General features: G+C 61.8%; 16 protein-coding genes, 1 other RNA gene and 1 riboswitch. Of the genes, 13 read left to right on the forward strand and 4 right to left on the reverse strand.

Annotated elements, in window-relative coordinates:
- Positions 1 to 102: 102 nt before the first annotated feature.
- From EYS42_RS07615 to ssrA, 6 genes are all read left to right on the forward strand, one after another.
- Complete coding sequence (locus EYS42_RS07615) at positions 103 to 2,265, forward strand: TRAP transporter large permease subunit (RefSeq protein WP_165456670.1); 2,163 nt, start codon at positions 103 to 105, stop codon at positions 2,263 to 2,265.
- The gene (locus tag EYS42_RS07620; RefSeq protein WP_130967472.1) at positions 2,262 to 3,500 is read left to right on the forward strand and encodes a sensor histidine kinase; all 1,239 of its coding nucleotides are present in this window, start codon (positions 2,262 to 2,264) and stop codon (positions 3,498 to 3,500) included. The genes EYS42_RS07615 and EYS42_RS07620 overlap by 4 nt, the downstream gene beginning before the upstream one ends.
- A complete protein-coding gene (locus EYS42_RS07625; RefSeq protein ID WP_130967474.1) occupies positions 3,497 to 4,348 on the forward strand; it encodes a LytR/AlgR family response regulator transcription factor in 852 nt (283 codons plus the stop codon). Before EYS42_RS07620 ends, EYS42_RS07625 begins: the two co-directional genes overlap by 4 nt.
- Before the next feature lie 39 nt (positions 4,349 to 4,387).
- Entirely contained in the window at positions 4,388 to 5,491 is a 1,104-nt protein-coding gene (locus EYS42_RS07630; protein ID WP_130967476.1) for a putative solute-binding protein, read from the forward strand.
- A gap of 48 nt (positions 5,492 to 5,539) precedes the next feature.
- Complete coding sequence (gene argJ / locus EYS42_RS07635; RefSeq protein WP_130967478.1) at positions 5,540 to 6,769, forward strand: bifunctional glutamate N-acetyltransferase/amino-acid acetyltransferase ArgJ; 1,230 nt, start codon at positions 5,540 to 5,542, stop codon at positions 6,767 to 6,769.
- An 89-nt stretch (positions 6,770 to 6,858) separates the two neighbouring features.
- Positions 6,859 to 7,230: a transfer-messenger RNA gene (ssrA, locus tag EYS42_RS07640) on the forward strand.
- 92 nt (positions 7,231 to 7,322) lie between these two features.
- Here the strand turns inward: ssrA and EYS42_RS07645 are convergent.
- Both EYS42_RS07645 and EYS42_RS07650 read right to left on the reverse strand, forming a co-directional pair.
- Positions 7,323 to 7,571 carry a hypothetical protein gene (locus tag EYS42_RS07645; protein WP_130967480.1) on the reverse strand — a complete coding sequence of 83 codons (249 nt, stop codon included), beginning with the start codon at positions 7,569 to 7,571 and terminating at the stop codon, positions 7,323 to 7,325.
- An 11-nt stretch (positions 7,572 to 7,582) separates the two neighbouring features.
- On the reverse strand, positions 7,583 to 7,786 hold the full coding sequence (locus tag EYS42_RS07650; protein ID WP_130967482.1) for a hypothetical protein: 204 nt from the start codon (positions 7,784 to 7,786) through the stop codon (positions 7,583 to 7,585).
- A gap of 131 nt (positions 7,787 to 7,917) precedes the next feature.
- Here EYS42_RS07650 and EYS42_RS07655 point away from each other — a divergent pair, with 131 nt between their 5' ends.
- The 7 genes from EYS42_RS07655 (at position 7,918) to EYS42_RS07685 (ending at position 18,388) form a co-directional block, all read left to right on the forward strand.
- A complete protein-coding gene (locus EYS42_RS07655; protein WP_130967484.1) occupies positions 7,918 to 9,414 on the forward strand; it encodes a sigma-54 interaction domain-containing protein in 1,497 nt (498 codons plus the stop codon).
- Positions 9,415 to 9,477: 63 nt separating this feature from the next.
- A complete protein-coding gene (locus EYS42_RS07660; protein WP_130967486.1) occupies positions 9,478 to 11,739 on the forward strand; it encodes a type I restriction endonuclease subunit R in 2,262 nt (753 codons plus the stop codon).
- Positions 11,740 to 11,764: 25 nt separating this feature from the next.
- Positions 11,765 to 13,408, forward strand: a complete 1,644-nt coding sequence (locus EYS42_RS07665; protein WP_130967488.1) for a type I restriction-modification system subunit M — start codon at positions 11,765 to 11,767, stop codon at positions 13,406 to 13,408.
- Positions 13,405 to 14,673 (forward strand): restriction endonuclease subunit S, encoded by a 1,269-nt coding sequence (locus tag EYS42_RS07670; protein ID WP_130967490.1) that lies wholly within the window; start codon positions 13,405 to 13,407, stop codon positions 14,671 to 14,673. Before EYS42_RS07665 ends, EYS42_RS07670 begins: the two co-directional genes overlap by 4 nt.
- Entirely contained in the window at positions 14,670 to 16,460 is a 1,791-nt protein-coding gene (locus EYS42_RS07675) for an AAA family ATPase (protein WP_130967492.1), read from the forward strand. Before EYS42_RS07670 ends, EYS42_RS07675 begins: the two co-directional genes overlap by 4 nt.
- Entirely contained in the window at positions 16,453 to 17,391 is a 939-nt protein-coding gene (locus EYS42_RS07680) for a hypothetical protein (protein ID WP_130967494.1), read from the forward strand. Before EYS42_RS07675 ends, EYS42_RS07680 begins: the two co-directional genes overlap by 8 nt.
- A complete protein-coding gene (locus EYS42_RS07685) occupies positions 17,381 to 18,388 on the forward strand; it encodes a hypothetical protein (protein WP_130967495.1) in 1,008 nt (335 codons plus the stop codon). The genes EYS42_RS07680 and EYS42_RS07685 overlap by 11 nt, the downstream gene beginning before the upstream one ends.
- A 162-nt stretch (positions 18,389 to 18,550) precedes the next feature.
- On the opposite strand, the gene EYS42_RS07690 is transcribed toward EYS42_RS07685, so the two are convergent.
- Both EYS42_RS07690 and EYS42_RS07695 read right to left on the reverse strand, forming a co-directional pair.
- Entirely contained in the window at positions 18,551 to 19,810 is a 1,260-nt protein-coding gene (locus tag EYS42_RS07690) for a putative Na+/H+ antiporter (RefSeq protein ID WP_130967497.1), read from the reverse strand.
- Positions 19,811 to 20,026: 216 nt separating this feature from the next.
- Complete coding sequence (locus EYS42_RS07695) at positions 20,027 to 21,253, reverse strand: hypothetical protein (RefSeq protein ID WP_130967499.1); 1,227 nt, start codon at positions 21,251 to 21,253, stop codon at positions 20,027 to 20,029.
- Positions 21,254 to 21,461: 208 nt separating this feature from the next.
- A riboswitch (yybP-ykoY riboswitch) is annotated at positions 21,462 to 21,639 on the forward strand.
- The last annotated feature ends 14 nt before the right edge of the window (positions 21,640 to 21,653 follow it).

The following is a 21,653-nucleotide window of genomic DNA, read 5'->3' on the forward strand; positions in this document are numbered from 1 at the left end:
AGGGTTGCAAGGCGTCACAACTTCCCCAGGATGGGCGGCAAGGGCCGTCTTTTACAATCTGATGCGACTTCGGGGCATCGCGCCCTCCACCCACGCCCACCCATGCAGGACGCCTCGGACCGTTTGCGCCAGACCCGCTCAGCGGCCGAATGGCTGACCAGCCTGCCCACGCTGCTGCTGTTGCTGCTGGTGCTGCTGATCGGCACCGGCGAATTGGTGCACAGCCGCTTCCTGCAGATCGGTCAGGCGCTGTTCGGTGACCGCATGGAGCAGGTGCAGTACTACGCGCTGCGCGAAGAAACCCGTCGCCCCACCTGCAACCCGCAACCCGACATCGACGCCGAGGTGCAACGCTGGCGCCACAGTCTGTCCCAGGAGGCCAGCCCTGACAGCGTTGAGGGCCTGGTGCCCTCGCCCAGCCTGACGGAAGCAGAGTACCGGCAGTCACTGCAGCAGGCCGCTGCACTGTGCCAGGACAAGATCCGGCGCCATGAGCAGATTCAGGCGCGCATCACGCCGGAGGTGCGCGCCTTCCGTGCCGTCGAGCAAGGCTTTTTCTCGCTGTTCCAGTTCGGCACCGAACACCGCACCATGATCGTGTTGCTGATGATGGCGATCACGCTGCTGATCACCAGCACCAGTTACCAGCACATCAGCCTGGTGCCACCCAGATTCCAGCGTGACTACCGCGCCCAAGCCCTCAGCATGCTGCTGGCCGGCTTGGCCCTGCTGTGGTCCAACATCCGTTACCTGCAGATCGCCCAAGCCTCCGGCGTGCCACTCGACCGCCCAGAACAGCAACTGGCCTGGATCGGTCTGTTCGCCGCGCTGGTGGCCATCAGCGCGTGGCAGTTGCGCAAGCCCCCGGCAGTCGAGCACACCGAAGGGCTGGGCACCTGGGGGCATGCGCTGCAGACCGTGCCGCTGGGTTCCTGGATGACACTGATCGCGGCCAGCTATTACGAGGCCAAGGGCCACCCCTCGGGCCTGGCCATCTATGTCAGCTCCCTCACCGAGATCCCATCGCTCACCCTGCACCTGGCCCTGTTCATCTGGTGCGGCATGCTGTTCAAGCAAAGCCGCATGATCGACCTGTTCATGAACCTGCTGCGGCCCTGGCAGCTGTCGCCTGAAACCCTCACCTACTTCATCTTGCTGGCGGCGGCCATTCCGACGGCCTACACCGGCGGCTCTGGGGCCTTCGTCATGGCCGCAGGCGTGATCATTTATCACGAGATCCGGGCACTGGGTGGCAGCCGCCAGTACGCCCTGGGGGCCACGGCCATGTCGGGCTCGCTGGGCGTGGTGCTCAGCCCCAGCCTGATCGTGATGTCGATCGTGGCCATCAACAACGAGGTCACCAGCGCCGAGCTGTTCCACTGGGGCAGCTGGGTGTTTCTGATGACCTCGACGCTGTTCTTCTTGGCCTCGCACTGGCGCAAGCCACCACGCACATCGACCTGGCCGGCCTTCTGGCCCGCCTTGCAGGCGTCGGGCCGGGAGATCCCGCCCATCCTGTCGCACGTGGCGGTGGTCACGGCCGTGCTGGGCTTTTACCGCGTGGTGCTGGACACGCAACTCACGGAAACCTCGGCCGCCCTGATCATGCCGGTGATCATGCTGCTGGTGGTGGCCTTCGACCAGCTCATGCGCTCGCAAGGCATCGGGGTGGACCCGCGCCGCATGGCCACGCTCATGCGCCGAGAAAACAGCTTCCCGGCCTCGGTGCGGGTGGCCACTTCCGAAACCGTGGTGCACCTGGGCGGCTACATCTACCTGATCCTGCTGTCACAGGCGCTGGGTGGCGTGATCGAACGCTCGGAACTGATGCACTGGGCACCGAACCACTTCGACAGCGCCTGGGCGGCCATGGCCTTCCTGGCCGCCACGCTGGTGTTCCTGGGCATGTTCATGGAGCCGCTGGGTGCCATCTTCCTGGTGTCGGGCTCGCTGGCCCCTGTGGCTTATGCCAACGGCATCGACCCGGTGCATTTCTGGATGATGGTGCTGGTGGCCTTCGAGCTGGGGTACCTGCTGCCACCGGTGGCGCTGAACCAGTTGCTGGCGCGCCAGGTGGTGGGCCCGGACAGGATCGACCGGGCTGATGCCGAAGTGGCGCACCAGAGCAGCTTCTACCGGCGCCATGAGCGGTGGCTGCTGCCCGGTGGGGTGATGACGCTGTCGCTGCTGATCGTGGCCTTCGTGCCGCTCTGGTTGCGTGAGACACCCTGGGCTCAGGCCCTGTGGCTGAAGGTGCACCCATGAGCACGCCGGCATTGCCGCCCACCCCGAGCGACTACCCGCGTGAGCTGACCATGTACGGCTCGATCCCTCGCACGGGCCGGGTGCACGTGCTGTGGTCGGTGTCGGTGGCCGTGTTCCTGTGGGCGCTGGGCTGGGCCCAGGGCGTGCCGCGCACCGACAACAGCCTGCTGGTCACGCTGGTGCACACGCTGTGCCTGGGCTACTGGGGCTGGACCCTGATTGGCATCGTGTGGCTGGGTGAGGTGCGCCGCCGATGGCTGACCCTGCACGACGCCGCCGAGCGCTACCAGCGTGACGGGGTGTATGGCTTGCTGCGTCCGTCCACCGTGGCCTGGGTGGCCCTGGTGGGCGTGCCGGTGGCCTGCGTGCTGGGGGTGTTCACAGCCCACATGGTGTTGAGCTGGCTGCCTGCGACCTGGGTGCCTGACCAGGGCTTGCCCCTGCTGGTGTGCCTGGTGCTGAGCTACAGCCTGGCCCTGGGCACCTTCACGGTGGACTGGCTGCGGGTTCACCTGGCCGCCAACGAGGTGCGCGCCGAAGCCGCACAGCGCCAGGCCCTGCAGGCCCAGTTGCAGCTGTTGCACGCGCAGCTGGAGCCGCACATGCTGTTCAACACCCTGGCCAACCTGCATGCGCTGATCGACGCCGACCCAGCCCGCGCGCAAGACATGCTCACGCGGCTGATCGCGTTCCTGCGGGCCACGCTCAGTGCCAGCCAGCGCACCACACACGCCTTGTCGGAAGAGTTCTCCCGGGCCAGTGACTACCTGGCCCTGATGCAGGTGCGCATGGGGGCCCGTCTGCAAGTGGAGCTGGACCTCCCAGGCGCTCTGAGCGATGTGCAGGTGCCCCCCCTGCTGGTTCAGCCCTTGCTGGAAAACGCCATCCAGCACGGACTGGAGCCCACGCGGCGTGGTGGCGTGCTGTCTCTGCAGGCCTGCCAGGCGGGTGACCAGCTCTGGATCACGGTGCACGATACAGGCCAGGGCTTGCGCGAAGCGGCTGCCCACCAGGCCCAGGCCGAAGCCGGCACCGCGGCACGCAAAGGCGGCTATGGCCTGACCCATGTGCGTGAGCGGCTGCTGTCACTGTATGGCGGCCGAGCCAACCTGGTCCTCATGCCAGCCACCGAGGGCTCGGGCACCGTGGCACGCCTGTCACTGCCGCTCTACCATTCACCCACGCTTCCCGCGGCTGCAGCGCCCGTTCCTGATCCATCGAACCCCATCGAATGAACCTCTCTGCCCTGATCGCCGAAGACGAACCCATCCTGGCCCAGGCCCTGAGCACCCAGCTCAAACGCCTGTGGCCCGAGCTGCACCTGGGGCCTGTGGCCACGGACGGAGGTGAGGCCGTGGACCGTGCCCTGGCCGAACGTCCGGACGTGCTGTTCATGGACATCCAGATGCCCGTGCTCAATGGGCTGGAAGCCGCCGAACAGATCATGGACCAGTGGCCTGCCGACCGACCCTTGCCCCTGCTGGTGTTCGTGACCGCCTATGACGAGTACGCGGTCGCGGCCTTTGAGCGCGCCGCGGTGGACTACGTCCTCAAGCCGGTCAGTGGCGAGCGCTTGCGCCAGACCTGCGAGCGGCTGCAGCGGCTGCTGTCCAGCCGGCACAGAGCCGACCCAGCGGCAGAAGAAGACGAAGACCTGCTCGATGACGAACAGGCGGCACCGGCCCTGCAGGCCCTGCAACGCGCCCAGGCCCAGCAGAGCAGCGGGCAGCCCGCTAGCAGCCCCCTGCCCCCGCTGAAGGTGATCCAGGCCGCCATCGGGCAAAACCTGCAGATGGTGCAGGTGCAGGACGTGCTGTACTTCGAGGCCGCCGACAAGTACGTGCGCTTGATCACCCCGCAGCGTGACAGCAGCAGCGAACTGCTGATCCGCACGCCCTTGCGCGAACTGGTGCCCCGCCTCGACCCTGACGAGTTCTGGCAGATCCACCGCAGCCTGGTGGTCAATGTGCGTGCCATCGACAAGGTGGTCCGCCAAAACGGGCGCATGCGCGTTCATGTCAGAGGGCGCGAGGAAACGCTGGAAGTCAGCCGGATGTACGCCCACCTGTTCAAGGCCATGTAAAGCCTTCACAGCCGCACCACAGGACCCACAGGAGACACCATGTTCACGTCGATGTCGATCAGCTTGCACAGCGCCTTGCACCACGCCACCTGGCACCGCGCAGGGCTCCGCACGGCCCTGGCCACCCTGGTGCTGGCCTGCGCCACCCAGGCTTCTGCCCAGTCAGGGAGCGCCGCCCCCACGATCTGCGTGTGGGACCCCATCGGCAAAGGGGGCCAGCTGTTCGACGCGGCACGCAGCTTCAGCGTGGCCATGCAGGGCAAGGGCATCACCGTGAACCTGAAGGCCTACACCGACGAAAGCGTGGCCACCGAAGACTTCAAGGTGGGCCAGTGCCAGGGCCTGCTGGCCACCACCATCCGCACCAAATCCTGGGTGTCCACCCCGGCGGCCCTGGATTACGGGGGTGCCGCCACCGTGGTGCGCGACAACAAGGTCGACATCGAGGCCAGCTACGACGTGATCCGCAAAGCCGGCATGGCACTGGCTTCACCCAACGCTGAAAAGCTCATGGTGGACGGCAAGCACGAAGTGGCCGGCATCTTGCCCGCCGGCGCCTTGTACGTGATGGTGCGCGACCGCGAGATCTTCAAGCGCGGCTTTGCGGGCGCCCGCATGCCCGCCTTCGACAATGACAAACTGCAGGCCTACCTGATCGCCAAGGCCGGCGGCGTGCCCGTGGCGGCCAACATCCGCAACTTCGCCACCATGTTCAACAACGGCAACGTCGACGTGGTGTTCGCCCCGGCCGTGGCCTACATGCCGCTGGAGCTGAACAAGGGCGTGGGCAGCAAGGGCGGCATCTCGCGCTTCCCGCTGGCTTTCACCACCTTCCAGGTGCTGATCGACCGAGAGAAGTTTCCGGCCGGTTTCGGGCAGACCGCCCGCCAGTACTGGGCCGGCCAGTTCGATGCCCTGGTGGCCAGCGCCCGCAAGGCCGAAGCCGCCATCCCGGCGAACGTGTGGGTCGACTACGAAGGCGACGAGGGCGTGAAGTTCGTGGCCCTGCAGCGCGACTCGCGCGTGGAAGCCGGCAAGGCGGGCTACTACGACAAGGCTGGCCTCAAGCTCATGAAACGGGTGCGCTGCAGCGTCAACCCCGGGGCCTCCGATTGCGCCAGCACCGCAGAAATCGACTGGTGAGCCCGGCAGATCGGGGCAAAATGGCGGGCTACGCCGGAGAACCAGCCCATGCCCGTCAACCTGTCTGCCCCGAATCCTTCTGATCTGCACCCTGTGCCCGGCGTGAAGCTGGGCATCACCATGGCCGGCGTGCGCAAGGCCAACCGCCGTGACCTGGTCGTCATCACGCTGGAGCCGGGCAGCGCCGTGGCCGGCGTGTTCACCAAGAACCGCTTCTGTGCCGCGCCCGTGCAACTGTGCCGCAAGCACCTGGCCGCGGGCTCCGACATCCGTGCGCTGGTCATCAACACCGGCAACGCCAACGCCGGCACCGGCGAAGACGGCATGGTGCGCGCCACGCAGACCTGCATCGCCCTGGCACGCCACCTGAACGTCTCGCCCGAGCAGATCCTGCCGTTTTCCACCGGCGTGATCATGGAAACGCTGCCGGTCGACCGCATCGAAGCGGGTCTGCCCGCCGCCCTGGCCGACCTCAAGGCCGACCAGTGGGCCGTGGCCGGTGAAGGCATCATGACCACCGACACGATTCCCAAGGGCTGCAGCAAGCAGATCACCCTGGGTGGGCAGACCGTCACCATCACAGGCATCAGCAAGGGCGCCGGCATGATCAAGCCCAACATGGCCACCATGCTGGGCTTCATGGCCACCGACGCCAACATCGCCCCCGAGCTGCTGCAGCCCCTGGTGACCGAAGCGGCCAACGCCTCGTTCAACCGCATCACCATCGACGGCGACACCTCGACCAACGACAGCTTCGTGCTGATGGCCACCCGCCAGGCGAAACACGCCGAGATCACCAGCCTGGACAGCGCCGATGCACAAGCCCTGCGCGCCGCCCTGATCGAAGTGTCGCAACACCTGGCCCAGGCCATCGTGCGCGATGGCGAAGGCGCCACCAAGTTCATCACCATCACGGTTGAAGGCGGCCGCACCGAAGACGAATGCGCCAAGGCGGCTTACGCCATCGCCCATTCGCCGCTGGTGAAAACCGCTTTCTTTGCTTCTGACCCCAACCTGGGCCGCATCCTGGCCGCCGTGGGTTATGCCGGCATCGACGACCTCGACCAGGGCCTGATCGAGATGCACCTGGACGACGTGCACGTGGTCACCCGTGGTGGTCGCCACCCCGCGTACCAGGAAGCCGACGGCCAGCGCGTGATGAAGCAAAGCGAGATCACCATCCGCGTGGGCCTGGGCCGCGGCACGGCCACCACCACGGTCTGGACCTGCGACCTCTCGCACGACTACGTGAGCATCAACGCCGACTACCGCAGCTGATGACTGCAGGCCGGGGGTTCAATTCCCCCCGGCGCCCCTGAAACCTCAGCGCAAGCCGGCCGAAAGGCCTACAATGGTGCATCTTTCCTGGGGCCGACCTGGTTTCGACGTGGGTGCGGAGGCGGGATAGTGCATGTCGAGGACCAGCCACCTCGTAAATCCATCTGGAAACAAACTAACTGCCAACGACGAATCGTTCGCACTCGCCGCTTAATACCGGCGTGCCTCTCAACAGCTCGCCTGTGGGCTGTGTCTGAGTCGCAAGACAAAGACTGAGAGGTCATTCACACAGGCTGGGTCGGTGCCGGGTCGCTCGGTACAGGCCAAGATCAAGCGACTGGCGTCGTCCTCAGCGTGCTGCTGCGCGGTGGATGGCGTGAGAACCAAATCAGACAGCTAAACATGTAGATCTACTTGCTGATGGCTTACGGACGGGGGTTCAATTCCCCCCGGCTCCACCACACACAAGGGCTCGGACGCGTTCCGGGCCCTTTTTCTCGCCCGAAATCCCCGCACCACGCGGGGTTCCGGCCGTCTGTGCTGCGGGTGGCCATCAGCAGAAACACCCGAAATCGGCCACTTTCTCGGCCAGAGCCGTCTCTGTGGCCGCGTAGCCTGCGCTGGTCAGGGTATGGCCGCCGTCGGCAGGTTCGATCCACCCGCGCTGCAGCAGTGAGGTCAGCACCTTGACCCGTGCGCCGCCGCGCAGCGTGTCAGGCGAGATCACTCGCCCATCAGGACGGCGGGCGGCAGTGCGCAGCAGCAGGCTTTGAGCCGGGGAGAGTTTGAGCAGGGCGTCCATCGCGGCCTCGCTTACTTGGCTTGGCCGTCGAAGATCGCCAGCAGGTCATCCAACGCCTGATCCACCCGCTCGAGGTCACCGACGTGGCTCCAGTGGATGGCTTCAGGGTCGTGGCCGAAGTGGTCGTCAGCCAGTTGCTGCAGCCGGTCCAGCTTGATGTGGATGGCGGCGGCGCGGGCGAGATAGGCGTCGAGGGCAGTGGGCTTGGTGTTCATCGTGGGGCTCCCTGGTTGGTGGATGACAGCACCATTCACGCGCTGAACGATCAAGAAGCCAAGCTGCTGTTCAATCAACCCCCGATCAAAGTACAATATTTTTTCTGATTACATTGAAAATCTTCTAATCCATGGCAATCTTGCTGGCTTGGCTAGGCAATGCTGACCTGCGCGCTGCGGAGGCCGGAGGCCCCGATGAGCAAGGGCCCATCTTAGGCGCGCTCAAGGCGCTCCCCTTTGATGCATTGCACCTGCTGTCCGACCACAGCATCCAGAAGACCCGTGCGTACGCCCAGTGGGTTGGACGGCAGTCTTCAGTGCCGTTGACGTCACATCAAGCCAAGCTCACCAGCCCAACCAGTTTTGAAGAGATCTTCCGTGCCGCCGTCGGCGTCATAGAGGAAGTCAAGCGTGCTTCACCTTTTGGCGACCTGGTGTTTCATCTGAGCCCGGGCACTCCGGCAATGGCAGCCATCTGGCTCCTGCTTGCCAAGACTCGGTACCCGGCAAAACTGATCGAGTCTTCGCGGGAGCACGGTGTCAAAGAGGTCAGCATTCCCTTTGAGTTGTCGGCCGAGTTTGCGCCTGTTGCTGACAAGCAGGCAGACGAGGCCCTGACTCGCCTGATGATGGGCGTGCCGCCCGAAAGTCCGGCTTTCACTGCAATCGTCCACCGCTGCGCGGCAATGAAACGCACCGTGGCGATGGCGCATCGCTTGGCGGTTCGCGATGTGCCGGTGCTCATTCAGGGGGAATCCGGAACCGGCAAAGAGTTGTTCGCGCGCGCCATCCATCAGGCCAGTCCACGCAACGGCAAGCCGTTCGTCGCAGTCAACTGTGGCGCTATCCCGCAAGAACTGGTTGATGCAGAACTGTTTGGTCATGAGAAGGGCGCATTCACCGGCGCTACCGCAGCACGGGCTGGTTACTTCGAGTCGGCCGATGGCGGCACCCTTTTCCTCGATGAGATCGGTGAACTGCCGCTGGCATCCCAAGTCAGGCTGCTGAGGGTCTTGCAGGAGCGTGAAGTTACCCGTGTCGGCGCCACACGGGCCAAGCCCATCGATATCCGCGTTATCGCCGCCACGAATCGAGTCCTGCCCGATGAGATCAGGGAAGGTCGATTCCGAGAGGACCTTTTCCACCGCCTAGCCGTAGGTGTGTTGCTCCTGCCGCCTCTGCGCCAGCGTGAGGGTGATCTCAACATTCTGATCGACTCGATGCTGGCCTCCATCAACGCCGAGGCTGCGTCGCAGCCGGGTTACAAGCACAAGAAATTGGATGTTTCCGCAAGAAACCTTCTGATTCAACACTCTTGGCCTGGCAACGTTCGGGAACTCCACAACACACTGCTGCGCGCCAGCATTTGGGCCGTGGGCGACAAGATCACCACGCAGGACGTGGCCGAGTCTTTGGCTGTAACGGTCGCACCAAAGGCTGACACCATCCTCGGTCGCCCTCTGGATCAAGCGATTTCTCTACCGGACATCATTGGAGACGTCGCGCGCCACTACCTTGAGCGCGCCATGGCCCAGACGCACGGCAATAAGTCCGAGGCCGCTCGAATCCTTGGAATCGGCAGCTATCAGACCCTTAGTAACTGGCTTCAGAAATACGGGGTTGGGTAGCTGGCACGGCATGTGCTCATAGACTGTCACCAACAAAAAAATTTGTAATCACGGAGTACTGACTTGAACGCCCAGAACAAAGAAACCGACGCACGCATCCTGATCGACGATCAGCTGCGTGCTGCCGGCTGGAATCCGGCAGACAAGTCCCAGGTGCTCACCGAGGTCAAAGTCGCCGGCGGCCATGCCGCAGCCGAGCCGGGGGCGCAACCCACTTTTTTCAGCACGTCGGATGGCGATGCCATTCCTACGGGCCGTGCCGACTATGTATTGCTGGACCAGCGTGGTCGTCCGTTGGCCATCATCGAGGCTAAAAAGCAGGCCATTCAGCCCTATACCGCCAAGCAGCAAGCGCTGCCCTATGCCAAGCAAATCGGTGCACCGTTCATCTTCCTCACCAACGGCGAACTGATCTATTTCTGGGACTACCAGAATGACGACGCCCGCATCGTCAACTCCTTCTTCTCCCGGCGCGATCTTGAGCGTTTAGTGCATATGCGTGCCGAACGCAAGCCACTGGCCACGGTGCCGATCCCGGACACCTACCTGCGCCAGGGTGAGACGCGCTCCCTGCGCCCCTACCAGAAGGAGGCCATGCAGGCGCTTGACCGCACGGTTGAACTGGGCAAGCGTCGCTTCCTGATCGAGTTGCCCACTGGTTGCGGCAAGACCGATCTGATCGCGCTTTACCTCAAGCGCCTCGTGCAGGCTGGGCAGGCCGAGCGCGTCCTGTTCCTGGTCGACCGCGATCAGCTTGCCAAGCAGGCCATCGAGGCCATTCAGGATTTGCTCCCCGGCTATTCCAGCTATTGGCTCAAGCCCGGAATGGTCCGGCAGGAAAAGCAGGTCACCGTGTGCCTGCTGCAAACCATGATTGGCCGCTATCACGAGTTCACCAGCGGCTACTTTGATGTGGTCGTGATGGACGAATGTCACCGTTCCATCTACGGCGCGTGGCAGGCTGCGCTTTCGCACTTCGATGCACTGCACATCGGCCTCACCGCCACCCCGGCCATTTACATCGAGCGCAACACGTTCCAGTTCTATCACTGCAAGGACGATACGCCCGACTACTCCTACCCGATCCAGGAGGCCTTCAAGGAAGGCTTTCTCGTTCCCTACAAATTCGCCACCGGCATCACCACCTTGGTGTCCGAAGGCGCCAAGGTCGATGAGGAGCACTACGATCCCGCCGAGTTCGAGCGCAAGTGGACCAACGAGGCCAGCAACCGGCTGATGATGGAGGAGTTCGACCGACTGGCCTGGCAGAGCTACAAGGAGTTGGCGCCGGGACAAAAGAACGGTCCTGGTAAGTCGGTAGTGTTTGCGATCACCAAGCACCACGCGGCACGGCTGGCGCAATACCTGAATGACCTGCATCCCGAGCACAAGGGTCGCTACGCCGAGGTCATCACTTCTGACGTGGCCAATGCAGACGACCTGATCCGCCGCTTCAAGCAGGAAGATCTGCCCATGGTCGCGGTCAGCGTGGGCATGCTCGACACGGGCTTTGATTGCCGCGAGGTGCTGCATCTCGTGATGTGCCGCCGAGTGCGCAGCCCCATCCTCTATCAACAGATGCGTGGGCGTGGCACACGTACAGCACCGCACATCGGCAAAGAGAAGTTCGTCATTTACGACTTCTTCCGCAACCACGAGTATTTCAACGACTCGGACACCGACATTTTCTCCGGCAGCGGTGGCGGTGGTTACGCACCCAAGCCCAAACAACCGGGCGGCAAGACACCACGCGAGCTGATCGAGCTTGGCCTGGAAGATGAATGGCTGGACGCTGTTCACTATATCGAAGTGGGTCCGGACGGCGAGCGCGTCGACAAGCGCGATTACGTGACGGATTGGGAAACCACCGTCCAGCAGGAGGCGGAGGCCGACCCCATCATCGCCAAGGTCAAGGCGGGCGATGCACTGTCGGAAGACGAAGAGGCTCAACTCGCCCAGCGCCTGAACCAACCGCAGCGTTACTTCAATGAAGACAACCTGCGCCGCGCGTACCGCAACCCGGGCGGCAATCTGGTGGACTTCATTCGTGCCGCGCTGGGCATGCTCAAGATCAAGAGCCGCGAGGAGCGTGTGGAGGATAACTTCCGCGCTTGGCTCGTGGCCAAGAACCTTACCCCCGAGCAGGCGCAATATCTTGCGCTGCTCAAGAACCGTGGCTTGGTGAAAGGCAAGGTTTCGCTCGACGACCTGTTCGCCCCGCCGCTGTCCATTCTCAACGCCGCCAACATCGGCATCGAACTGTTTGGCGAGCAGGGCCTGCGCAACGTGATGGACGAGATCAACCAATCCGTCCTGGTGGCGTAGCGCCGATCGAAATTAGGAAAAAGACATGAACAACCAATTACGCCGCAAGCTCGATCACATCACCGACATCCTCTGGGCAGGCGGTGTGACGAACCCGGTCACCTACATCGAACAGATCTCCTACCTCATCTTCCTGAAGCTGCTAGACGAAGAGGAGTCCGACCGCGAGCTGCGCGCTCGCCTCGGTGCCACCGGCGGTAATGCCACGCTTTTGTATCCCGCGCAGTCCGAGCGCTACCGCTGGAGCCACTGGCGCTTCAAGAGCGGTACCGAACTGCGCGACTTCATTCGCGACGAAGTCTTCCCTTACATGGCCTCACTCGCCAAGGATGAGCCTGAGGTCGCCGAGTACTTCCGCGATGCTGTGCTGGAAATCGTTGATCCCAACGTGCTCAAGCAGGTGATCGACGAGTTGGACGGATTCGAATTCCGCAAGCTTGGCCCGGATGTGAAGGGTGACATCTTCGAATACCTGCTTGTGCACCTTGGCTCCAGTTCGCTCAACGGCCAGTTCCGCACCCCGCGCCAGATTCGCGCCTTCATGGTCGAGATGGTCGATCCGGACATCGGTGATTCCATGTTCGACCCCGCCATGGGCACTGCCGGTTTCCTGATCGATGCAGTGGACTACCTGCTGGCGAAATATTCCGATCACATCAGCGAGTACCCCATCTATGGTGAAGACTGGCTGGAGAAAAAGGGGAAATCACTGGCTGACCTGAAGGCCGAAATCCCTCGCCTGCAAACTTACCGCAAAGGCGCGGGCGAAAAGATTCCGGACTGGAGCCTGCTCGAAGCTTCGGTATATGGCACTGACGTGTCGCGCCAGATGCTGCGCATCAGCATGATGAACCTCGTGCTGCACGGAATCCGCCACGCCAAGCTCAAGCGCGCCAACTCGCTCTCCGACATGGGTGGCCTGACTGAGGACGATCTGCGCCGCCGCTACAAGGTCATCCTGGCCAACCCGCCCTTCGCGGGCCAATTGCCCAAGGATTCCATCCGCGCCGACTTGCCCACCAACAGCAAAAAGAGCGAACTGCTGTTCATGTCGTTGATGATGCAGCACCTCGCGCCCGGTGGGCGTTGCGCCGTGGTGGTGCCCGAGGGGCTGCTGTTCGGCTCCACCGGCGCGCACGTGGAATTGCGTAAAAAGCTGGTGCACGACTTCGACCTGTTGGCCGTCGTCAGCCTGCCCGCAGGGGTGTTCAAACCGTATGCCGGTGTAAAGACTGCGGTACTGGTATTCCGCAAGCCAGCTTCGGAATCCGCCAAGCGTCTGGACAAGGTCTGGTTCTACGAGGTCCGCAACGACGGTTACGACCCGGACAAGATTTCCGGTGGCGGCCGCGTGGAAACGCCTGAAAAGAACGATATTCCCGACCTGCTCGCACAGTGGAAGGCCTACAAGGTCAGTGGCTACGCCACCCCACCGGGTCTGGAGGCCAACACCCTGCTGGTGCACGGTACGGATGAACCCGCTTGCTGGTGGACCACCCGCGAGAAGTTGGCCGATGGCGATTACAACCTAGGTGCTGGTCAGTGGAAACCGCGCGTGGCGGAAAAGTCTAGCGATGAAGACCCACGTGATCTCGTTACCGATGTGTTGGGTGACTACCGTAAGGTTGTGGCGGGGCTGGAAACGTTGATGGTGGAGTTAGCCAAATGACTTGGCTAAGTGCGCCCATTCGCTCTGTCGCCCAAGTTGTCACTGGCAATACACCTCCCAAGAGTGATGAAGCAAACTATGGGAATGATGTGCCTTGGGTGAAGCCGCCTGAACTCGGTTCCACTGAACCGATCGTTGCGACATCTGAAATGCTTTCTGTGCAGGGTGCCGAAAGGGCAAGGGTGTTGCCCAAGGATGCTGTGTTAGTTAGTTGCATCGGATCAATTGGACGCGTTGGAATTGCTGGTGTCCCTTTAGCGACTAATCAGCAAATCAACGCTGTCGTATGTGGCCCAGCGCTACTACCTCGGTTCGCCATGTATTGGTTTATGCATTCTGCCGATGCACTTTCCGCTGCAGCAAACAATGCTGTAGTCCCAATTCTGAACAAGGGCAATTTCGAGAAAATGCCCATACCTATTTGGCCATTAGGTGAACAATCACGCGTCGTCGAACTGCTCGACGATGCTGATCGTCTGCGCCGCCTGCGCCGCGAGGCCGAGGCCAAGGCTTTGCGCATCCTGCCGACGCTCTTTGAACGGACCTTTGGCAAGCCATTTCAAGATGAGCATTGGCCAGTCCTGCCGCTTGGCGAACTATTGAGCACCATGCGCAACGGAACGACCGCTGATCAAAATACTAGCTGTAAGGGATACCCAGTAACTCGGATAGAAACAATTTCGGCTGGCGTTATAAACCCTCGGCGTGTTCGATATGTGGATATGACTTACGAAGAAGCAGCGAGATGGCTCTTGCAAAAGGGGGACATCTTGTTCAGTCACATCAACAGCGAAACCCATATTGGCAAAACCGCGATCTACCAAGGCTCACCGGAACACTTGGTTCACGGCATGAACTTGCTTCTTCTGCGACCTGACGCCACGAGAATTGATCCAACGTATCTTTTTGCATTGCTCAACACCCCAGAGGTAAGAACGTTTTATCGAAGCCGCTGTAAGCGGGCTGTGAATCAGGCCAGTCTTAATCAGAAAGATATTAGCTCATTACCAGTTCCCCTTCCGCCACTTCAGGAGCAGCAAGACTTTGGCGCCCTGTCGCGTCAGGTCGAGACGATTCTTGGCCGCGAAAGCATTGCTGCAGAAAAATTAGACGAATTGTTTGAACTAATGCTCAAACAAGCATTTTCAGGCCAACTTACCGCCCGATGGCGCGAGGCTCATATTCAGGAATCGTTGACTGAGATGGCGCAGCAGGCTCACGCACTGAATCTTCCGCTGCCCAAAGAACAGGAGGTCCTGTCATGACTCGCCGCCTACAAGCCCTGCGCGTGGGTAACTTCAAGGCTTTCGCAGATACCCAGCGCATCCCGCTTAAGCCGATCACTTTGATCTTCGGGCCCAACAGTGCCGGCAAGTCCAGTTTCATTCACAGCCTTGCGCTGGCGCACGAAGCACAGTTCGGCCGTGAAAAACGCAGTCTGGCCCGTCTGGACGTACACCACACCGACGTGGGCGGCAGCGCTATCGATCTCGGCGGCTTCCGCCAGTACGTGCACCGTGGGCAACTGAACAAGCGCGTGGAATGGGGTGCTGAGCTCAAGGTGTCAGCACTGGCCCAGGGCAAGAATCAGCGTCTGGCGCAGTTGTTGGCACCAGTCAGCAGCGTGGCCCTGAACATCGCCCTCGGCATTGAGTTGGACGACCAGGACCGCCCAAGGCCGGGTGCGGAGCCCCGGGTGGACTCCATCGAGATTATCGGCGACGGTGCGGAATTGGTGCGTATGAGCCGCCGTCCAGCGACCGTGCGATCAGATGCCCACGCTGGTCACCTTCGTTTGGATCGCCTCGCCAGCGACCATGCCGTATTTCGACAGGTGCTGAAAGCCATCGTCGAGGCACAGACCACATCCGAAGAAATGCGCCCCGAAGATTTCGATGGCGCCAATGAGGCCATCGCCTCACTGCTGCCGGAGCTCGTTGTGCGCGTCGATCAGTTCTTCCCATCTAGTGTGGAACTCCCCAAGACCGACGGCGGCGATATCTCGCCAGTCAGTATGTTGTTCCCCGTCAGCAAGGGCAACCGCAAGGAAGACATCGCGCAAGCCGTCCGATTCGTGCTGCCCCGCACATTGAACGACCTGATTAAGGGGCTGGCAGATGCGCTGGCCGACGACCTCAAACAGCTGCAGTACCTTGGGCCGCTGCGCTCTTTTCCCCCACGCCATCTGGCCTTTGCCGAGCATGAAGATGCCAATTGGTATGCCGGCGGCGGTTATGCCTGGGACGTCGTGCGTCGCGACGATGCTGTGCGGGATGCGGTAAATGGCTGGCTGGGTTCCAGCAAACTGAAAACCCCGTACAAACTGGTGGTGCGGTCATTGGTGGCGTTGGATCAAATCGAAGGCGCAATCGAGGAGAAGCTGGCCGAGGAAAATTTCGCCAGCATTGAAGGGTTGACGCATGACCGCGAGTGGGTCGAAATCGCCAAAGCAAGCGATGACAGTCCTTTGCTTCCACAAAATGCCATGGACCACCTCCTCGACGTTCGAGGGGCAATCTCAGATCCAGAACGCGCTGCAGTTCAAATCGTAAAGACGATAGAGAAATCAGATTCAGATCGCATTCGCGAGCTTGTGCTCGTCGATCAGCGCACCAACACGGTCGTCACCCATCGCGACGTAGGTATCGGCATCTCTCAGGTGCTGCCCGTGCTGGTGATGGCCTATGGTTCGCGCGGCAAGTTGCTTGCCATGGAGCAACCCGAGATTCACCTGCATCCTGCACTGCAGGCCGAGCTCGGCGATGTTTTCATTGAGGCTGCATTGGGGGAGCGCAAAAACACCTTCATCCTGGAAACACACAGCGAGCATTTGATCTTGCGGCTTATGCGAAGGATGCGCGAGACCTACCAGCGCAAGGAAACCGGCGTCCCTTCAGTCACGCCGGCGGACGTTTCGGTGCTTTACGTTGAGCCTGATGGAACGCGGAGCATCGTTCGCGAAATGCCGCTCAACGAATTGGGTGAACTGGTCAAGTCATGGCCCGGAGGATTTTTCGAAGAGGGTCTGAGGGAGCAGTTCGGCGATGCTTGAGGAATACGCCATTGTTCCAGATGTGTTCGATCCGGCCGCGTATTCCAACGCTGCGTTCATCGAGATGTGTCTGCCACACCTGAAAGAACCACTGCTGCAAGAGGCGGTGGTTCGAGATCTATGTGATGGCGGCTGGAGTCAGTTCTGCATGGCGAATTCAGGGAGCCTGCATCGGCTTTGCAAGGAGATCGTCAAAAAGCTTGCGCAGAACAACCGGCTTCGCCGGTTCCCCCGCCATAACGGTTCTGATCCAGCGACACCCTCTGACTGGTGCCGGGAAGGTCTGGGCACATCAGCCGTAGATCAACTGGCTGGCATCATTGTTGGCCACAACACAAAACAGAATTTCACGCAGAGTGAAGTTGCGTCGATTGAAAAGCTGACCGGCACCCCGTGGTGGCAGAACCGCAGTCCCTCCGTAACTGTGGATCGCAAAACAGGGGAATATCTGCGCGTGCTCCATCGGGTATTGCTGCAAGCCAATTCCTTGATGTTCATTGATCCGAATCTTGACCCCAGTAGCCACAACTATCGCGAATTCATTCAGTTGCTCGCACCGCTTGCCGAACGTGTAATCAGGCCTCGAATCGAAATTCATCGCAGCTTCTGCAAAGGCGATGGGCCAGCGCGAACGTTTCCCACCGAGGGCGATTGGAAAGTAGCCTACGCATCACTGAGCACTTCTCTCGAGGCCCAGAATCTTGCGGCAGATGTCTTTTTCTGGGATGACTTTCACGAACGCTACCTTATCGCTGACGTGATAGGCATCAGCGTACCTGCAGGATTCGACGTGACCGGTAAGTTGAACGATTGTTCAACCTGGGGGCGCCTTGGCCGTGAGGACAAGGACAAAATTCAGCGCCTCTTTGATCCTGCCGCTCGGCAGCCCAAATGGCATTTTTCGATTGGAGTAGTGGCGAATGGCAACTGAGGCATTGATAAAGCAGTTCCGCGATTTGATCGGCGACTGTACGCAGTCCCCTGTCGACGAACTGCTTATCAACCCCGACTGGGGCAAGATCACTTTTGAAGGTTGCCGTCCAGAGCTGGAGCGCACCTACTCGATGCTGAACCAGTTCAAGCTGCTGTCATTGGATCTGCTGCCAGATGGGCCCACGCAGCAAATCGTTAATACGCTCCCGTCCATCAAGCAAACCATTGACCAGATTCGCAGCTTCTCCATTGAATCGGGCAATCCGACAGGGACACGTGATCAGTTGGTCAACCAGATCAAGAGCCAAGCCGACCAGTTTTTTACGGCGGCGCATTTGTACATTCCGTACCTCGCCTATCAGAAGGGCGATGTACAGCGGAACATCAACGAACTGACCCGATCCGTTGAGGAGGCAGGGCAGTTGGTGGACGGCACCAAAAAGGACATCGAGCAGCGGCGAGGGGAAATTGGTGACATCATCGTTGCTGCCCGTGAGGCAGCAGCCAGCGTCGGAGTCGCGCATTTCACAGCTGACTTTAATGCTGAAGCGGAGGCGCAAGACCTGAGCGCGGAGAAATGGCTCAAGACGACCGCAGGGTTGGCTGCAGCAACGATCTTGGCGGCTTTGCTCATGGTATTCGTTCCGGTCAAGCCAGATGCCACGACACCGCAAGTCATCCAGCTCTTTACTTCGAAGGTCGTGATTCTGGGCTTGCTTTTCACCGCAACGATCTGGTGCGGCCGACTCTACAAGGCGGCTCGGCACCAAAGCGCGATCAACAAGCATCGGGCAAATGCGCTGCGAACATTCCAGGCCTTCACCAAGGCGGCCAGCGACGATGCCGCTCGTAATGCGGTACTGATGGAAACCACCAAGTCGATTTTCGCCATCACGCCGTCCGGTTACTTGGAAAACGAATCGGCCCCTGATGGTGGGCTGAAGATCGTCGAGGTCGTGAAGCACGCCACCCAAGCCGTGGCGTCGGTCAAATAGGCAGGCCGCCCGTAGTCGTCTGCCCGCAGCAACCCGCGCCAGTGCTCATAAGCTCGGGAGGCCGGTCGGCACATGGTCAACCATCCACCACCACACACAAGGGCTCGGACGCGTTCCGAGCCCTTTCCTTTTGGGGGCGCTCATAACAACCCCTAAGTGACCTCACAACAGCTTGAACGCCAGCACGGCCACCAGGGTCGGCGGCAAGGCTGCCACCAGCAAGCCCAGGGGCTGGATGGTGCTGTCGGAGAACTTCTCTTTCAAGATGGCCGCCCCCGCCGGGTTGGGTGCATTGGCGATCAGGGTCAGGCCACCACCGGTCACGGCGCCGGCCACCAGGGCCACCTTGAACTCGTCGCTCAAGCCCTCGACCAGCGAGCCCAGGTAGGTCAGTGCCGCGTTGTCGGTGATGGCAGTCAGCGCCGTGGCGCCGAAGAACACCGCGTTGGCGTCCATGCTCATCAGCACCGGCTCCAGCCACCAGCGTTGCAGGCCGCCCAGCACCACCAGCCCGGCCAGGAAGAAGGCGACCAGCAGGGCCTCACGCAGGATCAGCGGACTCTGGTGACGCTCGTAAGCCGAGGCGTAGCCCAGGAAAAACAGGAACAAGCCCAGGAACACGGCCGGATGGTGTGCAAACAGCACCACCAGCGCCAGCATCACCAGGTGAACCAGCACCACCGAGGCCGGCACGGCAGGCTGCGTGGCGACCGGCCTCGCCGCCATGTGCCCCAACTGTTTGCGAAACAGCACCGTGGCGCAACCCGCATTCACCAGCACCGCCACAGCGGCCTTCCAGCCGAAGTTGGAGACCATGAACCACATGTCCCAGTTCCACTTGGCCGCCACCATCAACACCGGGGGCGCCGCAAACGGCGTGAGCGTGCCACCGATCGACACATTGACGAACAGCACACCCAGGGTCACATACTTGAGCTTGTTGGACACGGGCCTTGCCAGCAGGGTGTCACGCAGCATCAGGGCGGCCAGCGTCATGGCCGCCGGCTCGGTGATGAAGGAGCCCAGCAAAGGCACCAGTGACAACACCAGAAAGTACAGCGCCATGCCTTGCGGCATGGGCACATACCGGGCCGTGAAGCGCACCAGCGCGCCCGCCAGCTGCAGGATCGGCCGCGTGGCGGCGATCACCATGATGGCGAACACGAACAAGGGCTCGGTGAAGTTGCGGCTGTCGAGGTAGGCCGTGGCCTGCTGCTTGCCCTCGATGCCGAACATGAACAGCATGAGCACCAGAGCCCAGAAGCCGAAGACCACTTCGACCTCGCCCAGCAAATGCCACAGCCCCGCATGCCTGGGGTAGGTGTGCGAGAGACGCTCGAAAAACTTGGTGGAGAAGGTGTGCAGAACGGCCAGTGCAAACAGCACGGCACCGATCACCTGGATCAGGGTGGGGTCAGTCATGGCGAGCCAGCGCGAATGAACGCGTGAAAGCCGCGAGGCGGCCCGACCTTCGCATGAACCTGCCCTGCGTTCACCACCCATCTGCTTCGAGGCCGATGGCGGCAGCAAGACACCCGCTTCGAGTTTAACCGGAATGCAAAAGGCCCGTGCCGCCGCCGAAGCGACCGCACGGGCCAGGTACCCAAGGGCCCTGGGCCCCCAGGGTTCACCCGCCGATCAGAGGATCGGAGCGTCGACCAGCAGCGCGTCCGGCTCGGGCTTCGGACAGGTCGCCTTCACGCTCTGGCCATTGCCGTTGAACTGGAAGGTGGCCGCAGCCGAACCCATGCCGATCACCATGAACTTGGCGGTGGCATCAGGCTTGTAAGGACCAGCCTGGACGGTGCCTGCGGTGGGCAGCGACAGCACGATGGGCTTGTCACGCTCCAGGCGGGTCAGCGGGATCTCGGTGCCGGTGGGCAGCACATTGGGGCTGTTGGGCGTGCCGCCTTCAACCACCAGGCGCAGCTCGTCGACACGGCCTTGCACGGTGGTGATGCCGTCATCCAGCATCTGGTTCACGGTGGCGGCCGGCACGGTCAGGGCACCCGAGGCATTGGTGAACGACAGCGTGCTGGTGCGCTTGACGGCCAGCGGGAAGTTGCCACCCACCGCGATGCCCACGGCGTACTGCTTGCCGTTGATGGCGCAGTTGTAAGGGGCGTTCACGATGCCGACCACGCCACCACTGGGCGCCTTCGGGAAGTTCAGGGGCTCGCCCTCGTAGCGGGCCGGTGCCGAGGCGTCCACCTGCGGGCCCACGGCCACCGACAGCAGGGCATTGCCTTCCGAGGCCACACATTCGGCCCGCACCTTGAGGTTCACGCCCAGGTTGCTCTTGAGGTTCACGTTGGCCGAAGCACCTTCGAAGCGGAACTGCACGCGACCGTCGGCAGGCGCCTTGTAGGGGCCGACCAGGAAGTCACCGGTCTTGGGCAGGCCCACCACCACCGGCTTGCCGGCCACCACGGGGATGTCGGTCAGGGTAAATTCCTGGGGGTACTTGGTGGCCAGGTTGATGGTGGCCGGCTCAGAGCGCGTGGCGCCGATCAGCAGGCTGTCCACCTGGGCATCGGCCTTTTTGACCACGACCAGGCCGCCCAGGGTGGACAGCCACGCCGGCAGGGTCAGCTCGCCACGGCCCTGGGTCAGGTAGAACTCCTGGCCCGGGCCCAGTTGCACCGGCGCAATGCCCTGGATGTCCACGGTGCCCTTGATGGTGATGACCTTGACGCCCCCCAGCTTGATGCCACAGCTGATGGGCAGCGTGAAGCGGCCGGTGTCGGCGCCGATGGACGGCACCAGGGCAGGGTCGAGTGCCAGGGCCGACGTGTGAACGCCAGCGATGGCGGCCCAGGCCGCGAGGGCCACGCCAGTGCGTTGAAGGAGGGTCAGGTGTTTCATGCGGAAAGGCTCCATCTGTGTGGAATGTGTGAAAAAAGGACGAAGAATCGTCCGGAGAGCACGGGCGTGAGTTGATATGCCATCTGAATGATCAAAAAGCCGGATTTCCCCTTGCAAGTCATCAAATGACAGCCGTTGCACGAAAAAAATGAAACCAGGTGCAAGCGGCAGCTGGCTCCTGAGTGCGCTGGAGGGCTGTGGCACAATCCAGACCGTCATTGGGGAGTAGCCGCTCGAACCCGCCCCAGGGTTCCTGGCGAACGTCAACACACTTGGCCCGCAGGCCATGGCGTTCGCAGTTGCACAACCTGGCAAGACCATTGACCACGCCGCACCCGCTTCTGGCCGGAGGTGCGCGTCGTGGTCATGTGTCTGATTCCGGCCAGAAGTTCGTTCCCCT

The sequence above is a fragment of the Aquabacterium lacunae genome (assembly GCF_004310865.1).
Taxonomy (GTDB): domain Bacteria; phylum Pseudomonadota; class Gammaproteobacteria; order Burkholderiales; family Burkholderiaceae_C; genus Aquabacterium; species Aquabacterium lacunae.